The 21568-nt window shown below is 68.1% G+C and carries 20 protein-coding genes and 1 pseudogene; 11 read left to right on the plus strand and 10 right to left on the minus strand.

What is annotated here, in order from left to right:
• The first annotated feature begins 52 nt into the window (after positions 1-52).
• The 5 genes and pseudogenes from ABTV10_RS23605 (at position 53) to ABTV10_RS23625 (ending at position 6914) form a co-directional block, all read left to right on the plus strand.
• Positions 53-736: an IclR family transcriptional regulator gene (locus ABTV10_RS23605; RefSeq protein ID WP_433608130.1), complete on the plus strand. Its 684-nt coding sequence runs from the start codon at positions 53-55 to the stop codon at positions 734-736.
• A 296-nt stretch (positions 737-1032) separates the two neighbouring features.
• Positions 1033-3342, plus strand: coding sequence for a cytochrome P450/oxidoreductase (locus ABTV10_RS23610; protein WP_499031040.1), 2310 nt, complete (start codon positions 1033-1035; stop codon positions 3340-3342).
• Between the two features lie 42 nt (positions 3343-3384).
• Positions 3385-4731: an MFS transporter gene (locus ABTV10_RS23615; RefSeq protein WP_433608132.1), complete on the plus strand. Its 1347-nt coding sequence runs from the start codon at positions 3385-3387 to the stop codon at positions 4729-4731.
• Between the two features lie 128 nt (positions 4732-4859).
• Positions 4860-5621 (plus strand): alpha/beta fold hydrolase, encoded by a 762-nt coding sequence (locus ABTV10_RS23620; RefSeq protein WP_499031043.1) that lies wholly within the window; start codon positions 4860-4862, stop codon positions 5619-5621.
• 154 nt (positions 5622-5775) lie between these two features.
• A pseudogene (locus ABTV10_RS23625) lies at positions 5776-6914 on the plus strand (IS30 family transposase).
• A gap of 61 nt (positions 6915-6975) precedes the next feature.
• Here ABTV10_RS23625 and ABTV10_RS23630 read toward each other — a convergent pair.
• The 4 genes from ABTV10_RS23630 to ABTV10_RS23645 all read right to left on the minus strand — a co-directional run bounded on the left by ABTV10_RS23630 (position 6976) and on the right by ABTV10_RS23645 (position 11015).
• Positions 6976-7728: a hypothetical protein gene (locus tag ABTV10_RS23630; protein WP_499031046.1), complete on the minus strand. Its 753-nt coding sequence runs from the start codon at positions 7726-7728 to the stop codon at positions 6976-6978.
• Entirely contained in the window at positions 7725-8681 is a 957-nt protein-coding gene (locus ABTV10_RS23635; RefSeq protein WP_499031048.1) for an ABC transporter ATP-binding protein, read from the minus strand. The genes ABTV10_RS23630 and ABTV10_RS23635 overlap by 4 nt, the downstream gene beginning before the upstream one ends.
• Before the next feature lie 208 nt (positions 8682-8889).
• Positions 8890-10455, minus strand: coding sequence for a flotillin family protein (locus ABTV10_RS23640; RefSeq protein ID WP_499031051.1), 1566 nt, complete (start codon positions 10453-10455; stop codon positions 8890-8892).
• Between the two features lie 41 nt (positions 10456-10496).
• Positions 10497-11015, minus strand: coding sequence for an NfeD family protein (locus ABTV10_RS23645; RefSeq protein ID WP_499031053.1), 519 nt, complete (start codon positions 11013-11015; stop codon positions 10497-10499).
• A 382-nt stretch (positions 11016-11397) separates the two neighbouring features.
• On the opposite strand from ABTV10_RS23645, the gene ABTV10_RS23650 reads away from it, so the two are divergent.
• The 4 genes from ABTV10_RS23650 to ABTV10_RS23665 all read left to right on the plus strand — a co-directional run bounded on the left by ABTV10_RS23650 (position 11398) and on the right by ABTV10_RS23665 (position 14565).
• Positions 11398-11793 carry a hypothetical protein gene (locus tag ABTV10_RS23650; RefSeq protein ID WP_499031055.1) on the plus strand — a complete coding sequence of 132 codons (396 nt, stop codon included), beginning with the start codon at positions 11398-11400 and terminating at the stop codon, positions 11791-11793.
• A gap of 628 nt (positions 11794-12421) precedes the next feature.
• Positions 12422-13195: a signal peptidase I gene (gene lepB / locus ABTV10_RS23655; protein ID WP_499031057.1), complete on the plus strand. Its 774-nt coding sequence runs from the start codon at positions 12422-12424 to the stop codon at positions 13193-13195.
• A gap of 72 nt (positions 13196-13267) precedes the next feature.
• Positions 13268-13837 (plus strand): RNA polymerase sigma factor, encoded by a 570-nt coding sequence (locus ABTV10_RS23660; RefSeq protein WP_499031059.1) that lies wholly within the window; start codon positions 13268-13270, stop codon positions 13835-13837.
• Positions 13834-14565: a hypothetical protein gene (locus tag ABTV10_RS23665; protein ID WP_499031061.1), complete on the plus strand. Its 732-nt coding sequence runs from the start codon at positions 13834-13836 to the stop codon at positions 14563-14565. Before ABTV10_RS23660 ends, ABTV10_RS23665 begins: the two co-directional genes overlap by 4 nt.
• Positions 14566-14584: 19 nt before the next feature.
• Here ABTV10_RS23665 and ABTV10_RS23670 read toward each other — a convergent pair whose 3' ends face one another.
• From ABTV10_RS23670 to ABTV10_RS23695, 6 genes are all read right to left on the minus strand, one after another.
• Positions 14585-15073: a nuclear transport factor 2 family protein gene (locus tag ABTV10_RS23670; protein ID WP_499031063.1), complete on the minus strand. Its 489-nt coding sequence runs from the start codon at positions 15071-15073 to the stop codon at positions 14585-14587.
• A gap of 65 nt (positions 15074-15138) precedes the next feature.
• Positions 15139-16488 (minus strand): MFS transporter, encoded by a 1350-nt coding sequence (locus tag ABTV10_RS23675; RefSeq protein ID WP_433608148.1) that lies wholly within the window; start codon positions 16486-16488, stop codon positions 15139-15141.
• A 42-nt stretch (positions 16489-16530) separates the two neighbouring features.
• Positions 16531-18000, minus strand: a complete 1470-nt coding sequence (locus ABTV10_RS23680) for an FAD-dependent oxidoreductase (RefSeq protein WP_499031066.1) — start codon at positions 17998-18000, stop codon at positions 16531-16533.
• Positions 17997-18782 (minus strand): SDR family NAD(P)-dependent oxidoreductase, encoded by a 786-nt coding sequence (locus ABTV10_RS23685; RefSeq protein ID WP_499031069.1) that lies wholly within the window; start codon positions 18780-18782, stop codon positions 17997-17999. The genes ABTV10_RS23680 and ABTV10_RS23685 overlap by 4 nt, the downstream gene beginning before the upstream one ends.
• Positions 18775-19611, minus strand: coding sequence for an SDR family NAD(P)-dependent oxidoreductase (locus tag ABTV10_RS23690; protein WP_499031072.1), 837 nt, complete (start codon positions 19609-19611; stop codon positions 18775-18777). Before ABTV10_RS23690 ends, ABTV10_RS23685 begins: the two co-directional genes overlap by 8 nt.
• A gap of 70 nt (positions 19612-19681) precedes the next feature.
• The gene (locus tag ABTV10_RS23695; protein ID WP_499031074.1) at positions 19682-20155 is read right to left on the minus strand and encodes a nuclear transport factor 2 family protein; all 474 of its coding nucleotides are present in this window, start codon (positions 20153-20155) and stop codon (positions 19682-19684) included.
• Positions 20156-20293: 138 nt separating this feature from the next.
• Between ABTV10_RS23695 and ABTV10_RS23700 the strand changes: the two genes are divergently transcribed.
• Positions 20294-21034, plus strand: a complete 741-nt coding sequence (locus ABTV10_RS23700) for an IclR family transcriptional regulator (protein ID WP_499031076.1) — start codon at positions 20294-20296, stop codon at positions 21032-21034.
• Between the two features lie 14 nt (positions 21035-21048).
• Positions 21049-21561, plus strand: a complete 513-nt coding sequence (locus ABTV10_RS23705) for a GyrI-like domain-containing protein (RefSeq protein WP_499031078.1) — start codon at positions 21049-21051, stop codon at positions 21559-21561.
• Positions 21562-21568 lie beyond the last annotated feature (7 nt).

The following is a 21568-nucleotide window of genomic DNA, read 5'->3' on the forward strand; positions in this document are numbered from 1 at the left end:
ACACGACGGCATCCCGCCGGCCCCGGACCGGACGACCCGAACAGGACCCGACATGAGCACGCTTCAGACCCTCGACCGTGGTCTGCGCGCGCTCGACATCGTCGCGCAGTCCCCGACCGGGATCTCGGTGGCCGACCTCGCCAAGGAGCTCGACGTCCACCGGGCCATCTGCTACCGGATCGTCGCGACGCTCGAAGCGCACGCGCTGGTGGCACGCACCGGCGACGGACTGGTCCGGCTGGGCATCGCCGCCGCGGTCCTGTCCTCCCGGTTCGAACCGCAGTTCTCGAAGGACGTGCAGCCCCTGCTCCACGCACTGGCCGACGAGACCCGCGCAACTGCTTTCGTCTCCGCAGCTCAGGGCCAGAAGTGCGTCGTGATCATGGTGGCCGAACCGGAGGGCACGCTGCTGCGGGTCGGCTACCGGGTCGGGAGCAGCCACCCGCTGGACCGCGGCGCCGCCGGGATCGCGATCCTGGCGTCGCGCCCCGAGTCGCCCGGCGATTCCGACGCGGTCCGCCAGGCCCGCGCCGACGGCTACAGCCTCACCCGCGGGCAACTCGAGCACGGCGCGGTGGGCATCGCGTCGGGCATCGTCCTCCCGGAGGGAATCGACGCGAGCACCGGGCGCGAACGCAGCGTCGGCGTCGTCGCGATCGACGGTCTCGACACCGACCGGGCCGCGGCCGCGGTGATGCGCACCGCCCGCGGCATCGAGGGCCTCCTCACCGCCTGACACCTCCCGGCCGCGCCGCTCCTCCACACCCGCCCCCTCCCGCGCGTTTTGCGCACTTATCGGTCCGGCGCCTGCCCGCCCGAGACCGACAAGTGCGCAAATCGCGAGCGCGCCGAAGCACTGGCCCCGCGCCGCCCTCTCCGCCACGGCCGCAGAACAGACCACCTGCGTGGTTATGCGGATCGCACTTGACCTCCAATGTGACCGCACTTACTCTGTGCGGAGTTCGCTCACCGATACACGATGTGCGTTATTAGTAACTTCGCAGCTCAGTGCGAGTTTTAGGACAGACGGAGATGCAACTCATGAGCGTGTGCCCGATCGATCACACGGCCCTGCAGAACACGGGCTGCCCGGTTTCCGCGAATGCCGCCGCCTTCGATCCCTTCACCGGCCCGTACCAGGTGGACCCCGCCGCGTCGCTGCGCTGGTCGCGCGACGAGGAGCCGGTGTTCTACAGCCCCGAGCTCGGATACTGGGTGGTCACCCGGTACGAGGACGTCAAGGCCGTCTTCCGCGACAACATCCTCTTCTCGCCGTCGATCGCGCTCGAGAAGATCACCCCGGTGTCGGACGAGGCAACCGCAACGCTCGCGAAGTACGACTACGCGATGTCGCGCACCCTCGTGAACGAGGACGAGCCCGCGCACATGCCGCGCCGACGCGCGCTGATGGACCCGTTCACCCCCGCCGAGCTCGTCCACCACGAGCCGATGGTCCGCCGCCTCACCCGCGAGTACGTCGACCGCTTCGTCGAGACCGGCCGGGCCGACCTCGTCGACGAGATGCTGTGGGAGGTCCCCCTCACCGTGGCCCTGCACTTCCTCGGGGTGCCCGAGGAGGACATGGACACGATGCGCAAGTACTCGATCGCGCACACCGTGAACACGTGGGGCCGACCGGCCCCCGAGCAGCAGGTCGCGGTCGCCGAGGCGGTCGGCAAGTTCTGGCAGTACGCCGGCCAGGTGCTCGAGAAGATGCGTCAGGACCCGTCCGGACACGGCTGGATGCCGTACGGCATCCGGGTCCAGAAGGAACAGCCCGACGTCGTCACCGACTCGTACCTGCACTCGATGATGATGGCGGGAATCGTTGCGGCACACGAGACCACGGCGCATGCTTCGGCGAACGCCTTCCGCCTGCTGCTCGAGAACCGCAGCGTGTGGGAGGAGATCTGCGCCGACCCGAGCCTGATCCCCAACGCCGTCGAGGAGTGCCTGCGTCACTCCGGTTCGGTCGCCTCCTGGCGCAGGCTGGTCACCGCGGACACCACTATCGGTGGCGTCGACATCCCGAAGGGCTCGAAGCTGCTGATCGTCACGTCGTCGGCGAACCACGACGAGCGGCACTTCGAGGACGCCGACGACTTCGACATCCGTCGCGAGAACTCGAGCGACCATCTCACGTTCGGGTACGGCGGCCACCAGTGCCTGGGCAAGAACCTCGCCCGCATGGAGATGCAGATCTTCCTCGAGGAGCTCACGACGCGTCTGCCGCACATGGAACTGGTCCCGGACCAGGAGTTCACCTACCTGGCCAACACGTCGTTCCGCGGGCCGGATCACGTGTGGGTGCAGTGGGATCCGACCGCGAACCCGGAACGCGCCGATCCGGCCACCCTCGATCGCCGTCAGCCGGTGACGATCGGTGAACCGTCCAAGATCTCGCGGCTGGTGACCGTGGAGGCGATCACGCCCGCGGCCGACGGCGTCGTGCGCGTGACGCTGTCCGATCCGACGGGCAAGTCGCTGCCCAAGTGGACCCCGGGCTCGCACGTCGACGTCGAGCTCGGTGAATTCTCGCGCCAGTACTCGCTGTGCGGCGACCCGAACGACCTGTCGTCGTACGAGATCGCTGTACTCGAGGAGCCCGAGAGCCGCGGCGGGTCGCGCTACGTGCACCGCACCCTGCAGGCCGGCGACACCCTGAAGATGCGCGGACCGCGCAACCACTTCAAGCTGGACCCCGACGCCGAGCGCTACATCTTCGTCGCGGGCGGCATCGGCGTCACGCCGATCATCGCGATGGCCGACCACGCGAAGGCGTCCGGCAAGGACTACGAGATCCATTACTGCGGAAGCGATATCGCGACGATGGCGCTGCTCGACCGGCTGACGGCCGACCACGGCGACCGGCTCGAGGTGCACTCGAGCGCGGCCGGCAACCGCCTGGACATCCCGGCACTGCTCGCGACGCCCGTCGACGGGACCCAGATCTACTCGTGCGGCCCGGAGCGCCTGCTCTCCGCCCTCGACGAGGCCACCGCGCACTGGCCCGAGGACTCGCTGCACGTCGAACACTTCACGTCGAACCTGGCCAAGCTCGACCCGGCCAACGAGCACGCGTTCGAGGTCGAACTGCGTGACTCCGGTCTGACCATCCAGGTCGCCGCCGACCAGACGGTGCTCGACGCGCTGCGCGCGTCGAACATCGACATCCAGAGCGACTGCGAGGAGGGGCTGTGCGGATCGTGCGAAGCCCCCGTCCTCGACGGCGAGGTGGATCACCGCGACATGGTGCTCACCAAAACCGAACGGGCTCAGAACAAGTCGATGATGACCTGCTGCTCGCGTGCGTGCGGCAAGAAGATCACCCTCGCGCTCTGACCCACCTCCCCAGAATCTCTTCAGCACCCGAAAGGATCCGTCATGGGATCTCCGACCGTCACCGGGCCCGCCGTGCCGGGCTCGTCTGCGAGCGACCAGCCGCCCAAGTCCAGCTTCAAGCGCGTCCTCACCGGCAGCATGGCCGGCGCCGTGCTCGAGTGGTACGACTTCGCGATCTACGGCATCCTGGCCGCCACCGTCCTGGGCCCGCTGTTCTTCCCCGGTGACAACGGCGTCGCGAAGCTGCTGCTCGCGCTGGCGACGCAGGGCCTCGGCTTCGTGGCACGCCCGTTGGGCGGCATCGTCTTCGGCCACCTGGGCGACAAGTTCGGCCGCAAGCCGATGCTGGTGGCCACCTTCATCATGCTGGGCAGCGCGACCGCGGCGATCGGCCTGCTGCCGACGTACGACCAGATCGGCATCTGGGCGACGGTCCTGCTGGTGGTGCTGCGCATGATCCAGGGCTTCGCGCTGGGCGGCGAGTTCGGTGCCGCGGTGCTGCTGGTGAGCGAGTACGGCGAACCGAAGAAGCGCGGCTTCTGGGCGTCGTGGCCGCAGGCCGGCGCCCCGATGGGCACCGTCCTGGCGACCGTCGTCGTCTCGATTCTCGGCCTCTTCCTCACGGACGACGCCTTCGACCAGTGGGGCTGGCGTGTGGCCTTCCTGTTCGCGATCCCGCTGCTGATCGTCGGCTTCTGGGTGCGCCGCGGCGTCGAGGAGTCCCCGGTCTTCAAGGCCGCGCAGGAGCAGGCCGCGAAGGCCCCGGCGGCACAGGAGCGTTCGAGCATCCTCGAGGCGCTGTCCCGCCCGCGTGCGGTCCTCACCGGCCTGGGCATGCGCCTCGGCGAGAACATCGCGTTCTACGTCTACACGGTCTTCGTCATCGCCTACGCCACGACGTACCACGGCTTCCACCGCGGCGACGTCATCCTGGCCGTGACGTTCGCGTCGCTGTTCCAGTTCGTCGGCATGATCGGCGGCGGCGCGTGGTCCGACCGGGTGGGCCGCAAGACCGCGATGCTCGTGCCCGCGATCATCCTGGTGGTGTGGGCGCCGGTGTTCTTCTGGCTGGTCCAGCTCGAGAGCCTGCCGATGCTGTGGCTCGGTGTGTGCGTGGGCGCGTTCTTCCACGGCATGCTCGCCGGCCCCGAGGCCGCGTGGATCACCGAACTGTTCCCCACCCGCTACCGCTACGCCGGTTCGTCGCTGGTGTTCCAGGGCTCGTCGATCATCGCCGGCGCGCCGGCTCCGTTCATCGCGGTCTGGCTCATCGAGAACTTCGGTGTCGGTATGGTTGTCGGCTATCTGGTGGTCACGATGGCGATCACGGTGATCGCCCTCGCGCTCAGCCGGGAAACCAAGGGCGTGGATCTCGACGACGTCGCATGACCGAGACCGTTCGGTCGACCGACACGACCTGACACCCGGGCCCCGGTCCCTCCCCTCGCGGGTGGGACCGGGGCCCGACCCGTTCCACATCGGTTCACACAGAGGGCGTTACAGACAGGAGAACTCGAATGACCATCGCGCACAAGATCGTCGGTCGCGGACCCATCAAGGTGATCGCGCTGCACGGCTGGTTCGGCACGTCGGAGGGCTGGGGCCTGCTGCCCGAACTCGTCGACCCCGAGGCCTACACGTACGCCCTGATCGACTACCGCGGCTACGGGGCCCGCAAGGACGAGGCCGGCGAGTACACGCTCGACGAGATCTCCGCGGACACCCTCGCCCTCGCCGACGAGCTGGGCTGGGACCGCTTCGCGCTGATCGGCCACTCGATGGGCGGTGCCGCGGCGCTGCGCGTGCTCGCCGACGCCCCCGAGCGGATCACCGCGGTGATCGGCATCAGCCCGGTGCCGGCGTCGGGCGTCCCGTTCGACGCGGACAGCGAGGCGCTGTTCACGGGCGCCGAGAACGAGGACGGCAACCGCTACGCGATCCTGGACTTCACGACCGGTAACCGGCAGTCGGCGTACTGGCTGCGGCAGATGACGCAGTTCTCGGTGGACTTCTCCACCCGTCCGGCGTTCGGCGCCTACCTGCGCTCCTGGGCGGGAGCGGATTTCGTGGCCGAACTGCCGCGGACGACCATCCCGATCAAGACGATCGTCGGCGAGCACGATCCAGCGCTCGGCGCGGAGACGATGAAGGCCACGTGGATGGAGCAGCTGCCGCAGTGCGAGCTGGACGTCCTGGCCAACGCCGGACACTACGCGATGTTCGAGGCCCCGGTCGCGATGATGACCAGCATCGAGAAGGCGCTCTCGCCGCTGCAGTGACGATCGATGACCGGCCCGCCCCTCGGTGCTTGGGTGCTAGTGGTCGTCGCAACACCCCAGCGTGGGGAGTGCGATGGAGTTCCAGATCCGGGACCGTTCGGTCATCCGGGGGCAGCGTCCTCTGTCCGAGGAGCGGCGTGTCTACTTGCAGCTCATGCGGCAGGGTGTGAGCAACGCGGAGGCCCGCCGGATCGTCGGCATCAACCGCCGGACAGGTAGACGGTGGCGCAACGGGCGTGCCCCGTCCGGTGGTACCAGCGGGGCACCACCGATCACAGCGGTAGCACTTCCACCTGGGCCCTCCCGCTTTCTGTCTGAAGCCGACCGCATCCATATCGCGGATCGTTTGCGGGAGAATGCCGCCATTCGACACATCGCGGCCGAGTTGGGGCGCAGCCCATCGACGATCAGCCGCGAGGTCCGCCGCAACCGGCATCCGGCCAGCGGCCAGTACCGGCCATATGCCGCTCAGACCCGCGTCGATGCTCGCCGGCCCCGTCCAAAGACCGGCACGATCGCTCGAAACCCCGTGCTGCGGAGGTTCATTCAAACCCATTTGGACAAGCGGTGGAGCCCGGAGCAGATCTGCCAAGCTCTTCAGGCAGCCTTCCCCGTACAACCGGAAATGCACGTGGTCCACGAGACGATCTACCAGGCCTTGTATGTCCAGGGACACGGAGAGCTACGCCGCGAACTGGCCAAGGCACTGCGGACCGGACGCGCTCGCCGCAAGACACGCCGCCAGGCCCAGCGGCGTCAACCGCATTACCGCGATCCGATGGTGATGATCAGCGACCGCCCCACCGAGGTCGAGGACCGGGCGGTGCCTGGTCATTGGGAAGGCGATTTGATCATCGGTAAGGACGGCGCGTCGGCCATCGGTACGCTGGTCGAACGGGCCACGTGCTACGTGATGCTGGTCCATCTTCCCCACGGACGCAGCGCCGACCGTATGCGCGATGCCTTGGTGGAGACCGTCACGACGTTGCCCCGCAAGTTGACTCGGTCGCTGACCTGGGATCAGGGCGCGAGATGGGCGCCCACCACTCGTTCACGATCGCGACCGACATCCCCGTCTACTTCTGTGATCGCGCTAGCCCTTGGCAGCGTGGATCGAATGAGAACACCAATGGTCTGCTGCGGCAGTATTTCCCGAAGGGAGCGGATCTATCCGTCCACGGTCGCGAGCACCTTGACGCCGTCGCCGCTGAGCTCAACGGCCGACCCCGCAAAACACTCGACTGGGACACCCCAGCCGAGTGTTTCGCGACCGTCGTCGCGGCCAGCAGCTAGCAACTGTATGGCTGCAGATCGGGGCACCCCGATGCGGAAGAGCTTCCCGCTCGTGGAGTTGTCAGGCGTCGCGCTTGTTCACCGCGAACAGAGCGGCGCCGAACACGATCGCGACGAACGCCGCGAAGTAGAGCAGCGAACCCCACGGGCCCCAGCGGAAATCGAAGTTCCCGCCACCGCCCAGGAAGTGGCTCACGTTGTTGAACGGGCCGAACTCACCGAGGTACTTGCCCACCTTGGGGATCATCGTGGCGAGGCTCTCGATGACCAGCGGCCACAGCAGCAGCAGCGAGATCGCGCCCGCCGACTGGCGGATCAGCGTGCCGACACCGACCGCGAGGACCGCCAGCAGCGCGTAGAAGATCGGGACGCCGAACACCTCTCGGCCGTTGCTGTCCGCTCCGAGGTCCAACGTCAGACCGGCCGTCGCCTGCGCCACGAAGTACGACGCCAGCGCGATGACCAGGCCGAGGACACCGGCGATGATCGCCAGCAATAGCGCCTTGACCGCGATCACCTGCGTGCGGTTCGGGATCGCCTGGAATGTCGTGCGGATAACGCCGAAGCGGTACTCGGTGGTCACCGCGAGCGCCGACATGATCATCACCAGCATGGACCCGAACTTGATGGCACCAACCTGCGTGTCACCCGCAGTGAAGTCCCCCATCGAGGTGTCGCCGGACTCCATGAGCGATTTGAAGGCGACGCCCATGACGGCCGCGAGCCCGACGCTCACGACGACCGCGATCAGGCTGCACCACATCGGCGACTTGGTGGACGTGAGCTTGATGCGCTCTGCATTCAACACGCTCATCGGAGCGCACCTCCCATGTTCTGCCCGGCTGCGCCGGCGATCTGAGCGTGGTACTGCACGTCGTCACCGGTGAGCTTCATGAACGCGTCCTCGAGGGAGCCCCGCTGAGACGACAACTCGTGCAGCACGATTCCGTTGGCACCGGCGAGCACGCCGATGTCGTCGGTCTCCGACTCCGGCACCAGCAGTGCGGGCGCCCCATCCTCACTGGAGTCCTCGCGGACCGCGAAGCCCTGCGCGGTGAGCACGCTGCGCAGGGCGTCGAGCTGGGGGCTGCGCACCCGCACCGACGACTCCGACGCGCGGTCGACGAAGTCCTTGACGCTCGTGTCCGCGATCAACCGGCCGCGGCCGATCACGATGAGATGCTCTGCGGTCAGCGACATCTCCGACAGCAGATGGCTCGAGACCAGGACCGTGCGGCCCTCCGCCGCCAGGGACTGCATGAATTTGCGGATCCACACGATGCCCTCGGGATCGAGACCGTTCACCGGCTCGTCGAACAGCAGCACCTTCGGATCGCCCAACAGCGCCCCGGCCAGGCCCAGTCGCTGCGACATGCCCAGCGAGAAACCGCCGGCCTTCTTGCCCGCGACCTCCGTCAGGCCGACGAGGCGCAGCACCTCGTCGACGCGCGACATCGGCAGCGAGTTGGCGGCCGCCATCCACTGCAGGTGCGCCTTCGCCGAGCGGTTCGGGTGCACCCACTTGGCGTCGAGCAGCGCGCCGACCGTGCGCAGCGGCTGCTTGAGCTGGTGGTACGGCACGCCTTCGATCAATGCGGTGCCCGACGTCGGCGCATCGAGGCCGAGGATCATCCGCATGGTCGTCGACTTGCCGGCACCGTTCGGGCCGAGGAAGCCCGTGACGATTCCGGGCTTCACGGAGAACGTGAGATCGTCCACCGCTCTCGTCGACCCGTAGGCCTTCGTCAATCCCCCCACTTCAATCATGAGCAACACTCTGCCCGAAACGCCCCTACCTGCGCATCGGTCTCGGGTCTACACCCGAGTCATACCCAGGGATGACATACACCCCGAGACGGCGTCGACACCGCATAGCCCACCGCGCGCTCCGCTAACCTCGTCACACAACAGTCGTGTTGCAACGACCGCTCGAATCCACCGTGTCGACGGCGCGGGCCGTTCACTGTGCCGCGGCTCAATCCCGGGTCGGGTCACCGACACCGTTGCTGCTGACACCCACGGATGCCGGCGATTCGGTCCGCTCGGGGCGCTGCCCGATGGAATTGAGCATTCCGGTGATGTCGACGCCGGAGGATTGGAGGGTCTCGATCACTCCCGCGATCGTCGACGGGCTGATCCCGAGGATCGAGCCGACGCTGCCGGAGACGCCGTCCGCGCCGCCGACGATGGAGATCCGGTCGATCTCACCCACCGGCTTGGCGGCCGCGTCGGTCGCCTCGACGAGCGCCTTGAGCACGTCCGGGAGCATCAGCATCTGGGCGGCGGCCGGCGTGTAGGCGTTGAGCGCCTCGGCCACCTTCCGCTTGCCGTCGGCCTCCGCCTCGAGCCGGGCCCGCAGACCGTCCGCCTCGGCCTGCTGCTCGGCGCGCAGTGCCTCGGCCGCCACCGTGCGGCCCTCCGCCTCCGCCGCCAGGCGGGCCTTGATGCCGTCGGCCTCGGCCTGCTGCTCGGTGCGCACGGCGTCGGCAGCGAGCTTGCGGGCATCGGCCGCGGCCTCACCCGAGCGCCGCGCGGACTCGGCGGCGGCCTCGGCGCGGAGGATCGCGGCCTGCTTCTCGCCTTCGGCGCGGGCGATGGCGGCCTGACGCTCGGCCTCGGCGGGGGCGATGACGTCCGCCTGCAGCGCCGCCTTGGCCTGTTCGGCGCGTCGCTGATCGACCTCGATCCGGGCCTCGACCTGCGCGGCCTCGGCCTGCTCCTGCGCGATCCGGACGGCCTTCTCGGAGGTCGCCCGCGCGAGCGGGCCGGCCTGGTCGGCCTCGGCGTTCTCCGCCTCGGTGCGGGCGCGCAGCTTCGCCAGCTCGACGTCGCGGGCCTGGTTCGCGGTCGCGATGGCGGTGTCGGCCTCGGCCTGCGCCACCGCGCCTTCCTGCCGGGCCTTCGCGGACTGGATCTGGGCGTCGCGGTCGGCGTTGGCGGTGCCGATGGCCGCGTCCCGCTTGACCTCGGCGATGCGGCGCTGACCGAGGGACTCGAGATAGCCGTTGTGGTCGCTGATTCCGGCGATCTTGAGAACGTCGACCTCCATGCCGATGCGCGCGAGGTCGCCGCCGGCTTCCTCGACGACACTGCGCGCGAGGGTCTCGCGGTTCGAGTTCAGGTCCTCGACGGTCATGGTCGCGGTGATGCCGCGGAGCGAGCCGGCGAGGATGTCGTTGATCTGTCGGCGGAGTTCGTCGAGGTCGGAGGTCAGGAAGCGCTGAACGGCGGTCTGGACGGCCTCGTCCGCCGAGCCGATACGGACCAGGCCGACGGCCTCGACGTTCACCGGGACGCCGTCGTTCGACAGGGCGTTCTGCAGGTCGATCTTCACGTTGAACGGCTCGAGCGACATGATGTCGACACGCTCGATGCCGGGGATCTTGAAGCGGGCGCCGCCGCGCACGACCTTCGGGGTGCCGCGGCCGGTGAAAACGGCAACCTCGTTCGGCGGCACCTTGACGTAGTTGCGGATGTAGATGAAGGGCAGTCCGACGAAGACCACCAGGGCAGCCACGACGGCGCCCACGATTGCGACCATGAGAGTTCCTCAGTTCGATTCGGGCAGTGCAGAATCCGATCTCAGTCGGGGATAGCGACGACGTGCACGTTGTCGTCGTCGACGTCGCCGATGTAGACGGGTGTGTTCACCGGCAGCGGTCCCGGTTCGGCGGAGACAGCGCGAGCCCGGACCCGGCTTCCTTCGATGTCGGTGAAGGAGATCTCGCCCCACTGGCCGGGTTCGATGGCGATGGTGACGGTGCCGGTCAGGCCGATGTAGCTGTGCCGTCCGATGTGCGAATTGGACTGCTGCCGCAGCAGGTAAGGGAGCAGGACACCGCGGGTGAGGAAGACCAGGACGATCGCGCACCCGGCGGCAGCGATCGCCGCGACGCCACCTGCGCCGCCCGCCAGCAGGGTGGCGCTACCGCCGAGACCGACGCCGAACAGCGCCGTGGCGGCGGTCGTCAGGCTCAAGAACGGCAACCCCTCCGCCGCATCGCCGGCGCCCGGCCCGTCGGATCCGACCTCTCCGACGATGATCATCCCGACGAGACCCACCAGACCCATTGCGAGACAGGCAAGAAAGAAGATCGTCACTATCGCCCCTCCCCCGGACAGTAGATTCGCCCTCGACCATATCGCAGTGGCTGTCGCGGCTGTTCCGGGCATCAACCCGACACCACACACGCCGGCTGCATATACGACACGGCCTCCCTCACCGGCGCCGGTGCCGGTACCGGTGCCGGTGCCGGTGCCGAGCAATCTTGCGCGAATCGCACCTGGCGCTGAGCTACATCGGTGGCGGTGGCGCCCGCAGCTGAGGCCGGCATATGTTCGACCGGTTGCCGGCGGCTGGGCTCAAGTCCACGCCGCAGTCAAGGCCGACTGAGAGAATGGAGGCATCCTGATCGCGGCTCGAAGGCACATCGACCAACAATCGTCGAGATCTGCTCACCGCGACACGTGCTATCCCTTGTTCATGAGGATCCTGCTCGCGGTTTGTGCCGCCGCCCTGGCTCTGTCAGCCTGCTCCAGTCCGGAGGATCAGAGTTCCGACGCAGGTACCCCGCCTGAGCCGCCGACCACATCGGTCGCCGGCGCGAACACCGACACGCAATCCCAGACCGGCACATGGGTGCGCCGCTCCGACTGGAGTGGAGTGAGCGACCTGACCGGCCAAGCGCTTTACGACGAGATGTGCAACCAGCGGACCGAGTACTTCGCCCTCATGGGCGACCCAGTCAACCGGGAACAGTTCGCGCGAGAGCAAGTCGAGCAGATGCGCTCAGATCCGGCGTGGAGAGAGACGTTCTCACCAGCCGATCAGAAGCGAATGGTCGACGCGGTACTCGCGGCCGGGAAACGCGAATGCTGACAGCAACGGCGGCCCGTGCCGAGTCAGCCTGAGCGCCTCGAGCGACACACCCGACACCAGTGAAATGAGATGTCTGTGTTCAAGTTTGACCATTCCGGCGGGCATCGATCGATCTCGCGCCGAATCGACTCCGTCGATAAGTTCGCGAGGCCACTGGGCAGATTCGATGGGCTCACGCGCTCGACCCTGACGGTGACGAAGGTGCCCGAAGGCCGCTACTACGAAGACCTCTCCGAGGACGAGAGACGCAGATGGAGCAAGCGTACATCCAGGCCGCCGGGTCGGCCGACGCGATGTCCGTCGAAGTCCGGCGCCTCGAAGGTGCCACCTACCGGCTCTATGTGGTCGGGCGGCCAGGCGCGCGGGCGGGCGGACCCGACACCGAGATCCCGTTCCACGAGGGGCGGCATAGACTGCACGTGTACACCGACGAGGTCTTCACCGCCGGCGACGCCGCTCCGATCTTTCTCAAGTGGTGCCGGACCGGGTCCGTCGATCCGCACCAGCACCAGCTGCGAGAGTTCGATCTCGACGCGTTCTATCGGCGCGGAACCGAGACGGACCAGGCCCCGCCCGCATCGAGCCGAAACTGCCGCCGCAGATCCGTCACCTCGAATAGGTTTGGCGGATGGCGGAATCCGGGGGGACCGATCCTGAATCCTGCGATCGTGAGTCGGGTGACCGCGTCGACGACGATCGGCGTGAGGCGCCGACACCGCGGCGACACTCGATGTGGCGCGAGCTTCCGATACTCGTCGCCGTCGCGCTGCTCCTCAGCTTCCTGCTGCAGATGTTCGTGGGCCGGGTCTACCTGATCCCCTCGGAATCGATGGAACCGACGCTGCACGGTTGCGCGGGGTGTACGGGCGATCGGATCGTGGTGGACAAGATCACGTACCGCTTCGGCGACCCCGAACCGGGGGACGTCGTGGTCTTCGAGGGTCCACCCTCGTGGAACGACGGTTACCGGTCACGACGATCGGCGAACGCCGTTCTGCGCGGGATTCAGAATGCCGGTTCGGTCGTGGGCGTGGTGCCGCCGGACGAGAACGATCTCGTCAAACGCGTTGTCGCAGTGGCCGGTCAGACGGTCCAGTGCCTGCCCGGCGACGACGGGGTGAAGGTTGACGGCAAGACGTTGGTCGAGCCGTACATCGACAGCGGGACATCACCCGGCAACGCCGTCCCGTGCCAGGGCGTGTTCTTCGGCCCGGTGGTGGTGCCCGAGGACAGCGTGTGGGTGATGGGCGACAACCGGGCCCACTCCAAGGACTCGCGCTTCCACATGAACGACGAGCTCCACGGGGCGGTCCCGGTCTCGAACATCGTCGGCAAGGTGCGGCTGATCGTGCTTCCGCCGTCGCGGTGGGGCGTGGTGCACGCGGTCGACCCGCAGCAGTAGGCGAAGGGTGGCGGTCGGCATCGGATTCGCAGGTCTCTGTAAGAACCGGTACCCGGCCGGACATTTCTTCATATGAGAGAGGAATCGCACGGGTCACCGCCGCCGGGAGACAGGGAACGCTTCACCTCGCTGTGGGACACCCACGCCGGGCGGGTGTTCGCGTACGCCTGCCGGCATGTCGACCACCACACGGCTCAAGAAGTGGTGTCCGAGACGTTTCTCGTTGCATGGCGGCGACTTTCGGACGTACCCGATCCGGCGTTGCCCTGGCTGCTGGTGGTCGCCCGGAACACCATGAACAACGGCCGGCGCACCGTCCGCCGCCATGATGCGCTGGCCGCGGAGATGGCTCGTGTCGAGCGGATGGCAGCGCCCGCGCCCGGCACGGACGTCACCGCGACGGACCGCGCAGAAGTCCTCGAGGTGCTGGCAACACTCACCACCGTCGAGCGGGAGGCTCTGCTGCTGACCGCGTGGGACGGGTTGAGCGCCACCGAGGCGGCCCGCGTGGCGGGGTGTTCCGTCCCGGCAATGCACGTCCGACTCTTTCGTGCCCGGCGCCGGCTACGCACCGGCCTTCCCGTCGAACCCGTCACCCCCAACTCGCTCCGCGCCACCTCCGAACCCAGGAGTGCCCGATGACCAGAGACCTGCTCGCCACCGTCGCAAAGATCCGGCCGGACGCGCACGCCGACGACCTGTGGCCGAAACCGCTGCAGGTAGCCGAGCGCGAGCGCATCATGGCAACCGCCGTCCTCCCCGTGGTTCCCCCGACGCGTCGCCGGCGAACGGGCGCGGTCGCTCTGGTCGCGGCGATCTCCGCGGTGGGCGGCGTCGGCGTCGCCGCGGCCGGAGGTCTCATGCCGAAAGCCTTCACCGACGCGTACGCAAACTGGCTCGACTACCCGCACAGCAGCGGGGTGAACCCCGCCACCGCGGAGCGGGTCGCCTCGATTCCGGGTCCGGACGGAACGGTATTCAGCGTGTTCGTCGCGCATGGTGCCGATGGGTGGCGATGCATCGCCCCGGTGTTCGAATCCGCCGCAGATGCCGAGCAACCCGGTCCGGTGAACTTCACCGAACTCGGAGACAGCTGCGTGCCCGCCAGCAACTCGAAGACGTTCGTCGATGCTGTCGGTTCGGAGTCGTTCGGTGACGGTGCCGGCTTCTTTGTGGACCCGAACGGATTCATCTACGACGCTGCCGCTGGAGCCGCCGTGCGAGCCGAACTCCACACCGCGACCGGGGAGATCCTTCCCACCGTGCTGGCAGAAGGCCGCTTCTACGGCTGGGGACCGCTGCCGCCCGGATCACCGCGACCGACCCTCGTCGGGTACGACGCCGAGGGGAACGTCATCGGTCGCAGGTGAGCACGGGAGGCCTTGCCGGTCAGGGCTTCCCGGTGAAGACCGGATCCTCGGCGGACCGACGGGATCGGACCCAGGAGGGGTCGAGGCCGTCGTCGATCGTGTCGGTCACGGACTCGTCGAACACGACGATGCGGTCGGCGATGCGCCACTGCCCGTCGCGTCGTTCGAAGCGGTCGACGTAGCGGCACTTGATGGTGGCCCGCGACTGCGGCTCGCCCGGCCGCGCGGGGGCCTGCCGCAGGTAGCACAGGCAGTAGGACTCCACGTTCGCGGTGTCGCCGTCGAGGTCGATCAGCACGTTGGTGATGTAGTGCAGCGACGAGTCGATGGTGGCGTGCCGGGACTTCATGTCCTCGATCAGGCCGTCGACGGTGCCGACGTAGCCGCCGTGGTTGTCGATCGCGTCGGGGAAGTAGCAGTCGGCCACCCGGTCGAAGTCCTTGCGGTCCACCGCCCGTGCGTAGCGGTAGAGAACCTCGGTGATCTCCTGCTTGTCGATGAGGGTCATGTGCATCTCCTGTCGAACGAACGGGCCCTGCCGGTGCGGTCACCGGCAGGGCCCGACGAGCCGTACTAGTCGGCGCGGAGCTCGATGCCCTTGGTCTCCTTGACGAAGAACACCGCACCGAGGGTGAGCAGCGCGCAGAACACGAAGTAGCCGGCCGGCGCGAGGCGGTTGCCGGTGACGTCGATCAGCCACGTCGCGATGAACGGGGCCGTGCCACCGAGGGCCATGTTGGTGATGTTGTTGCCCAGGGCGAGACCGCTGTAGCGGACCGACGCCTTGAGCATCTCGACGTACGTCACGTACGACGCACCGTTGACCACCGACACCGTGATGAACAGCACCGACTGTCCCACGACGGCCTGCCAGATGCTGCCGCCTGCCATGAGCATGAACATCGGGATGCCCAGCACGACGGCGGCGATACTGCCGGCGAACAGCACGGGCTTGCGGCCGTAGCGGTCGGCCAGGTAGCCCGAGATCGGCAGCGTGATGACACCGAGGACCAGGGCCAGGGACGTGGACAGGAATGCGACGGTGGAGGACTGCCCGCCGGCCTTCTGCAGGTAGGTCGCCGCGTACACCGAGGCGATGTAGTAGCCGCCGGTGATGAGCGCACCGAGGAAGATGATCTTCACGAGGGAGGCGCCGGAGCTGGTGAGCAGCTCCTTGACCGGGACCTTGACGGTCTCGCCCTTGTCCTCGAGCTCCTTGAACTGCGGGGTGTCCTCCATGTGGTTCCGGATCCAGATGCCGACGACACCGATGACGACACTGAGCAGGAACGGAATTCGCCACGCCCACGACATGATCTGGTCGTGCGTGAAGACCGAGGTGAGCGCCAGCGCGGCCAGCGAGGCGACGAGCGAGCCGATGTAGGTACCCGAGTTGACCATCGAGGTCTGGAAGGCGCGCCACTTGGCCGGAGCGGACTCCGACACGAAGGCGTTGGCGCCGCCCAGCTCGCCACCGGCCGCGAAGCCCTGGAGGCAGCGCGCCAGCACCAGGATCGCGGTCGCCCACACGCCGAGCGTGACGTAGGTGGGCATCATGCCCATCGCCGCGGTGGCGACGACCATCAGCAGGATCGTCCAGGAGAGGGCGTTCTTGCGGCCGTACTTGTCGCCGATGTGGCCGAAGAAGATGCCACCGGGCACCCGCAGGAAGAAGGCGACGGCGAACGTCGCGAACGTACCGAGCAGCGCGGCCGTGTCGTTCTCCGAGACGAAGAACAGCGACGCGATGATCGTGGCCATGTAGCCGTAGATGCCGAAGTCGTAGTACTCGACGACGGTACCGACGATGGCGGCCCGCACCACCTTGACGGTGGACTGCTTCTGCTCGGCCGGCGCGGGATCCGGCCCGCGGGCGGGATCGGGGTTACGAACCGCGGGCTCCACAATGTCGTTCATTGCCATGGATGGTCCTTTGTAAGTGTTCGGTGTGCAACACGCTCGGTGTCAGATTCCTGCAGTTGTCATTGCCGTCGACGTCGGGGAAACCGTCGACTCGCCGCGGGCGGTGCGCGCGGCGCTCGTTCCGGCGATCCGGCCCATCGTGAGGGCGTTCGCCACGGCGTTGCCGCCGCCTACGTACCGGAGTCCGAGGATTCCGGCCCCGGCCTCTCCGGCTGCGAACAGTCCGTCGACCGGACGCCCGGCCTGATCGAGAACTGCTGCATTGCTGTCGATCTCGACGCCCGCGTGGGTGCAGACGAGTTCCGCGGGGAGCAACCGCGCGGCGTAGAACGGGCCCTCGGCAATCGGGTCCGGGTTGGCGGTGGAACCCTTGTTCGCCAGGGTGCGGTGACGCAGGAAGTCGTCGTCCACGCCGTTCGGCAGCTGGTCGTTCCACCGCGCGACGGCGGCCTCGAGTGCATCGGCGGGCACGCCCATGGCCCCGGCCAGGTCGGCGAGGGAGTCGGCCCGCAGGGTGCATCCGGATTCGACCTCGTCGAGAACCCGCTCTGGAGCCCAATCAGCATATCCGACAGGAAGATTGACGCGAGCCTTTTCGTCGAACACGACCCAGGCACCGCCCTCCTGCGCGTCGATGATCCCGGTGGAGACCGCATACGACGCGTCCTCGTCCATGAAGCGGCGGCCGTCACCGTTGACGTAGATCCGCGACTTCGGCGGGAAGCCCGACTGCCAGTGGTGGAACCGCTGGAAGTACACCGTCGGCAGCATCAGGCCCCAGCCCTCACCGGTGACGGCGGCGCCGACCTGCTCGCCGAAGCGCAGGTGATCGCCCTGGCTGCCCGGCGCGGCCACCACGAACAGGGAGTCGCCGCCCTTGTTCGCGAACGGGTACAGCTGGTCGACCAACTCCTTGTTCTGCGCGAAGCCGCCGCTGGCGATGACGACCGCGGACGCGCGGACCTCGATGTCGTCGGCCACGACGCCGACCACGCGGCCGTCCTCGACGACCAGCGACTGCACGCGGGTGTTGAGGACCACCTCGACACCGCGCTCGCGGCGGGCCTTGTCGAGCACCTGGATCAGACCGTAGCCCTGATCCTTGGGCACGTGCCCGCGCCAGACGTCCTCGACGCCCGCCTGGCACAGGCCCGGCATGTGCGCGTTGGCGGACTCCCGGGCGGGGATCTCCACGCCCAGGCCGATGAGCCATTCGAGCGTCGGCCCCGCGTGCTCGCAGAACGCCCGGATCAGGCCCGGCTTGAGCAGCCAGTGGTTGAGATCCATGTAGTGCTGGAAGAACTTCTCGGCGGTGTCCTCGATGCCGAGGCCGCGCTGGACGCTGGTCCCGGCTGCCGTGAACAGTCCCGCCGACAGCTGCGTCGAGCCGCCCAGCTCGGTCTGCGACTCGAACAGCAGCACCGACGCGCCCTGCTCCGCCGCGGACACCGCCGCGGCGAGTCCCGCGCCGCCGCCGCCGATGACGACGACGTCCCAGTTGTCTTCACTCATGAGAGGGCACCTCCCGTCTCGGCGAGGATGCGGTGGTAGAGCCCGTTGGACACCAGGCCGCCGTCCACCGTCACCTCGCTGCCGTTCATGTACGTGGACCGGTCGGACAGCAGGAACAGCACCGCGTTCGTGATCTCGTCGACGGTGCCCATCCGTCCGGCCGGGATGCTCTGCAGCGACGCCTGGACGAAGGCGTCCGCTCCCCCGACGAGAGCGGTGCCGACCAGGCCGGGGTGCACCGAGTTCACCCGGATGCCCCACTGCGCGAACTGTCCGGCCGCCGACTTCGACAGCCCCGTCAGGCCCCACTTGCTCGACGCGTACGCCGGCGAGAAGTAGCCGACCTGGCCGGAGATCGACGAGATGTTCACGATCGACCCGCCCCCGCTCTCCCTCATCAACGGAGCGGCGGCCTTCATCCCGTAGAACGGCCCGAACAGATTGATCCGCATGGTCAGCTCCCAGACGTCGTCCGGGGTGTCCATGAACTCGCGCCGGCGGCTGATCCCGGCGTTGTTCACCAGACCACCGAGTTCTCCCTCGGCGGAACGGATCTCGTCGATCACACGCGCCCACGCCGCCGGGTCGGCGACGTCGAGGTGGTGCGCCGATGCGCTGCCCCCGGCGGCCTCGATCTGGGCCAGCACCGCCGAGGTGTCCGCGACGTCGGCGACGCACACGTGCACACCCTGCGCGGCCAGCGCCTTCGCATGGTTGGCGCCCATGCCGCCGGCGGCGCCGGTGACCAGGACGACTCCGGGGTACGACGCTGCGTCAGACATGGCGCGACCCACCGTCGACGGCGATGGAGTGGCCGGTGACGTAGCGGGCGCTGTCCGAGAGCAGGAACAGCAGCGGCCCGAACACCTCCTCGGGCGAGCCGAGGCGGTGCAGCGGCACCACGTCGAGGGCGTGCGCGAGCGCGGCCGGGTCCTCCTGGACCCAGCGGGTCATCTCGGTGTCGATGTAGCCGGGCGCGATCGCGTTGACCCGAATCCCCTTGTCGCCGAGCTCGACCGCGAGCGACTCGGTGAGGTGCGCGACGGCGGCCTTGGACGTGCAGTACGCGCCGCGACCCCGGCGGATGCGCACCGCCGACACCGACGACATGTTCACGATCGCACCGCCGGACGCCATGTGACGGGCCGCGGCCTGCGCACCGAACAGCACTCCCTCGACGTTGACGTCGAGGACCGCGGCGATCTGCTCGGGCGAGATCTCCCCCACGAGGGCGAACGGGAAGATGCCGGCGTTGTTGATCCAGAAGTCGATGCGGCCGAACTCCTTCAGCGCCGTCTGCGCGACGGCCTCGTGTTCGTCGGCCTTCGTGACGTCGATGCGGGCGCCGACGACACGGCCCGGGGTCTCGGCGAGCGAGTTCGCGGCGAGCGCGTCGTTGATCTCCTGCGCGGTCGCGGCCATCTGCTCTTCGTTGATGTCGGCGCCGACGACGTTGACGCCGCGGGTCGCGAGACCGGCCGCGAAGGCCGCGCCCATGCCGCGGGCGGCGCCGGTGACGACCGCGACCTTGCCGGCCATCTCCGGGTACAGCGCCGTCATCTGCGACGCGTCGGTGCGGCCGGGGTTCTGGGTGTCGACGTTTTCAGCCATGATCTGGTGTTCCTCCAAAAGCAATGTTCTGCAAAAAGATTCAGGGTGCTCGTCTGCCGGTCCCGAGACGTCAGGACTGCGGGGCCTGATCGTCGCGGCGGACAGCGCGGCGCGCGATGCGCCACCGGCCGTCCTCTCGCACCACACGGTCGGTGACAGTGGTGAACCGCACGAGACGGGACTCGCCGCCGATCCGTGTCGCAACGATCTGCAGGTAGGCGCGGACCTCGAGTTCGTCGTCGCCGCGGGATTCGACGGCGATGTTCGTGAGCACGTGCCGGTGCACCTCGCCCGCCACGGACGCGTTCGCGAAGAACCCGCGGGCGAAGTCGACGAGCGCCGCCGTCCCGGCGACCGGTTCCGGGTAACTGGGCGAGTGGAACTCGCCGTCGGCGGTGAAGGTGGCGGCCCACTCCGCCGCCGAACCCTCGTCGATGAGCTGGCTCTGACGGCCGTACAGCTGGTGGATCTCCACGAACACTGCCGCGTCGATGTCGGCGGCGCCCACGGCGCCCGCGGCGCCCTCGATACCGGTCTCGGTCATGAAACGAACTCCTCGGTCACTCTCCGGCGCCTCCCGAACGGGATTGCACCGCCTCGCAATGTGTGCGATAATCGAACGCATAGTGCGATTAAGAAGAAGAGTAGGTGTCTCGCCTCACACACGTCAAGGGAGGGATCCATGGCATCGGTCGGTTCCGATGAGCGAATCAACGAAAGCCCCGGGCGAATCGGCGGTGTCCAGCTCGATTCACGGATGTCGAAGACGCTGCACAACGGGCTCGAGATCCTCGAATTGCTGACGCAGCACAAGTACGGGTTGACGATCACCGAGATCGGCGAAGGAATCGGGGTGCACCGCACCGTCGCCGACCGCCTCGTGCGCACACTCGAGGCACACCGACTGTGCCGACGCACCGAACACAAGCGCATCCTGCTCGGCGCGGGACTCGTCACCCTCGCGGGCTCGGTGGAGCAGGACCTGCGCGAACTCGCGCGCCCGGTGCTCGAGGAACTCGCGGACGCCGTGGAGGCAACCGCCCACCTCGCGGTTCGGGAGGGCGAGGATGCCGTCCGCGCGCTCATGGTCATCGAGCCGCGGAACTCCCGCGCCCACGTGGGATTCCATCCCGGTCAGATCGATCCGATCAACCGCGGATCGGCGGGCCTGGCGATGCTCGCCGCACTGCCGCCGCGGGAAGGGGAACGCCCCGAGGTCACCCGCGCCCGCGAGCGCGGATTCGCGGTGACATCGGCGGAGGTCACCCACTCGGTCACCGGCATCTCGGCCGCGTTGCCGAACCGTCGTCCCGCCGACCTCGTCAGCATCGGCGTCTCGGTGTTCGACTCGTCGAACGAGGAGAAGCTGGGCGAGGCCGTCATGGCCGCCGCCCGGCGGCTGGGAGCACTGCTACTCCGCTGAACAGCATCGAGCACATGCTCGACCCAGACGAACTGGAGAACACCATGTCCGACATCGAGGTTCAATTGATCGACATCCCCGCGCAGACGCTGGTGACGCTGCGCGGAACGGTGCCCGACTACGCCGCCGAAGGGCAGCTGTGGGGCCGTTTCATGCCCGAGCTTCAGCGGCAGAAGGTCGCGACGACCGGTCCGGGTGGCTGCATCGAGCACGACGGCGAATTCCGGGAGTCGGACGTCGATGAATCGGTGTTCATGGAGGCTGCGACCGGCGTCGAGGTCCAAGCCCCGCTCCGCGCGCTGCACTTCCCGGCTCGCCGCGCGGTGCGCGCAACCGTGACGGGCCCGTTCGCCGAGGTGATCCCGCAGGCACACGAGCGGATCGCGGCCTTCATCAGCGACAACGGTCTCCGGATGGCCCGCACCGACGACGACGTCTCGACCCACCATTTCAACGTCTATCTCACCGACCCCAGCCAGGTGCCCGAATCGGAGGCCGTGACCTCGGTGACCGTCCCGGTCGTCTGACTCACCG

Origin of the sequence: Paraburkholderia sp. RHO2, assembly GCF_050955445.1 — a bacterium.
Lineage (GTDB): Bacteria > Actinomycetota > Actinomycetes > Mycobacteriales > Mycobacteriaceae > Prescottella > Prescottella agglutinans_A.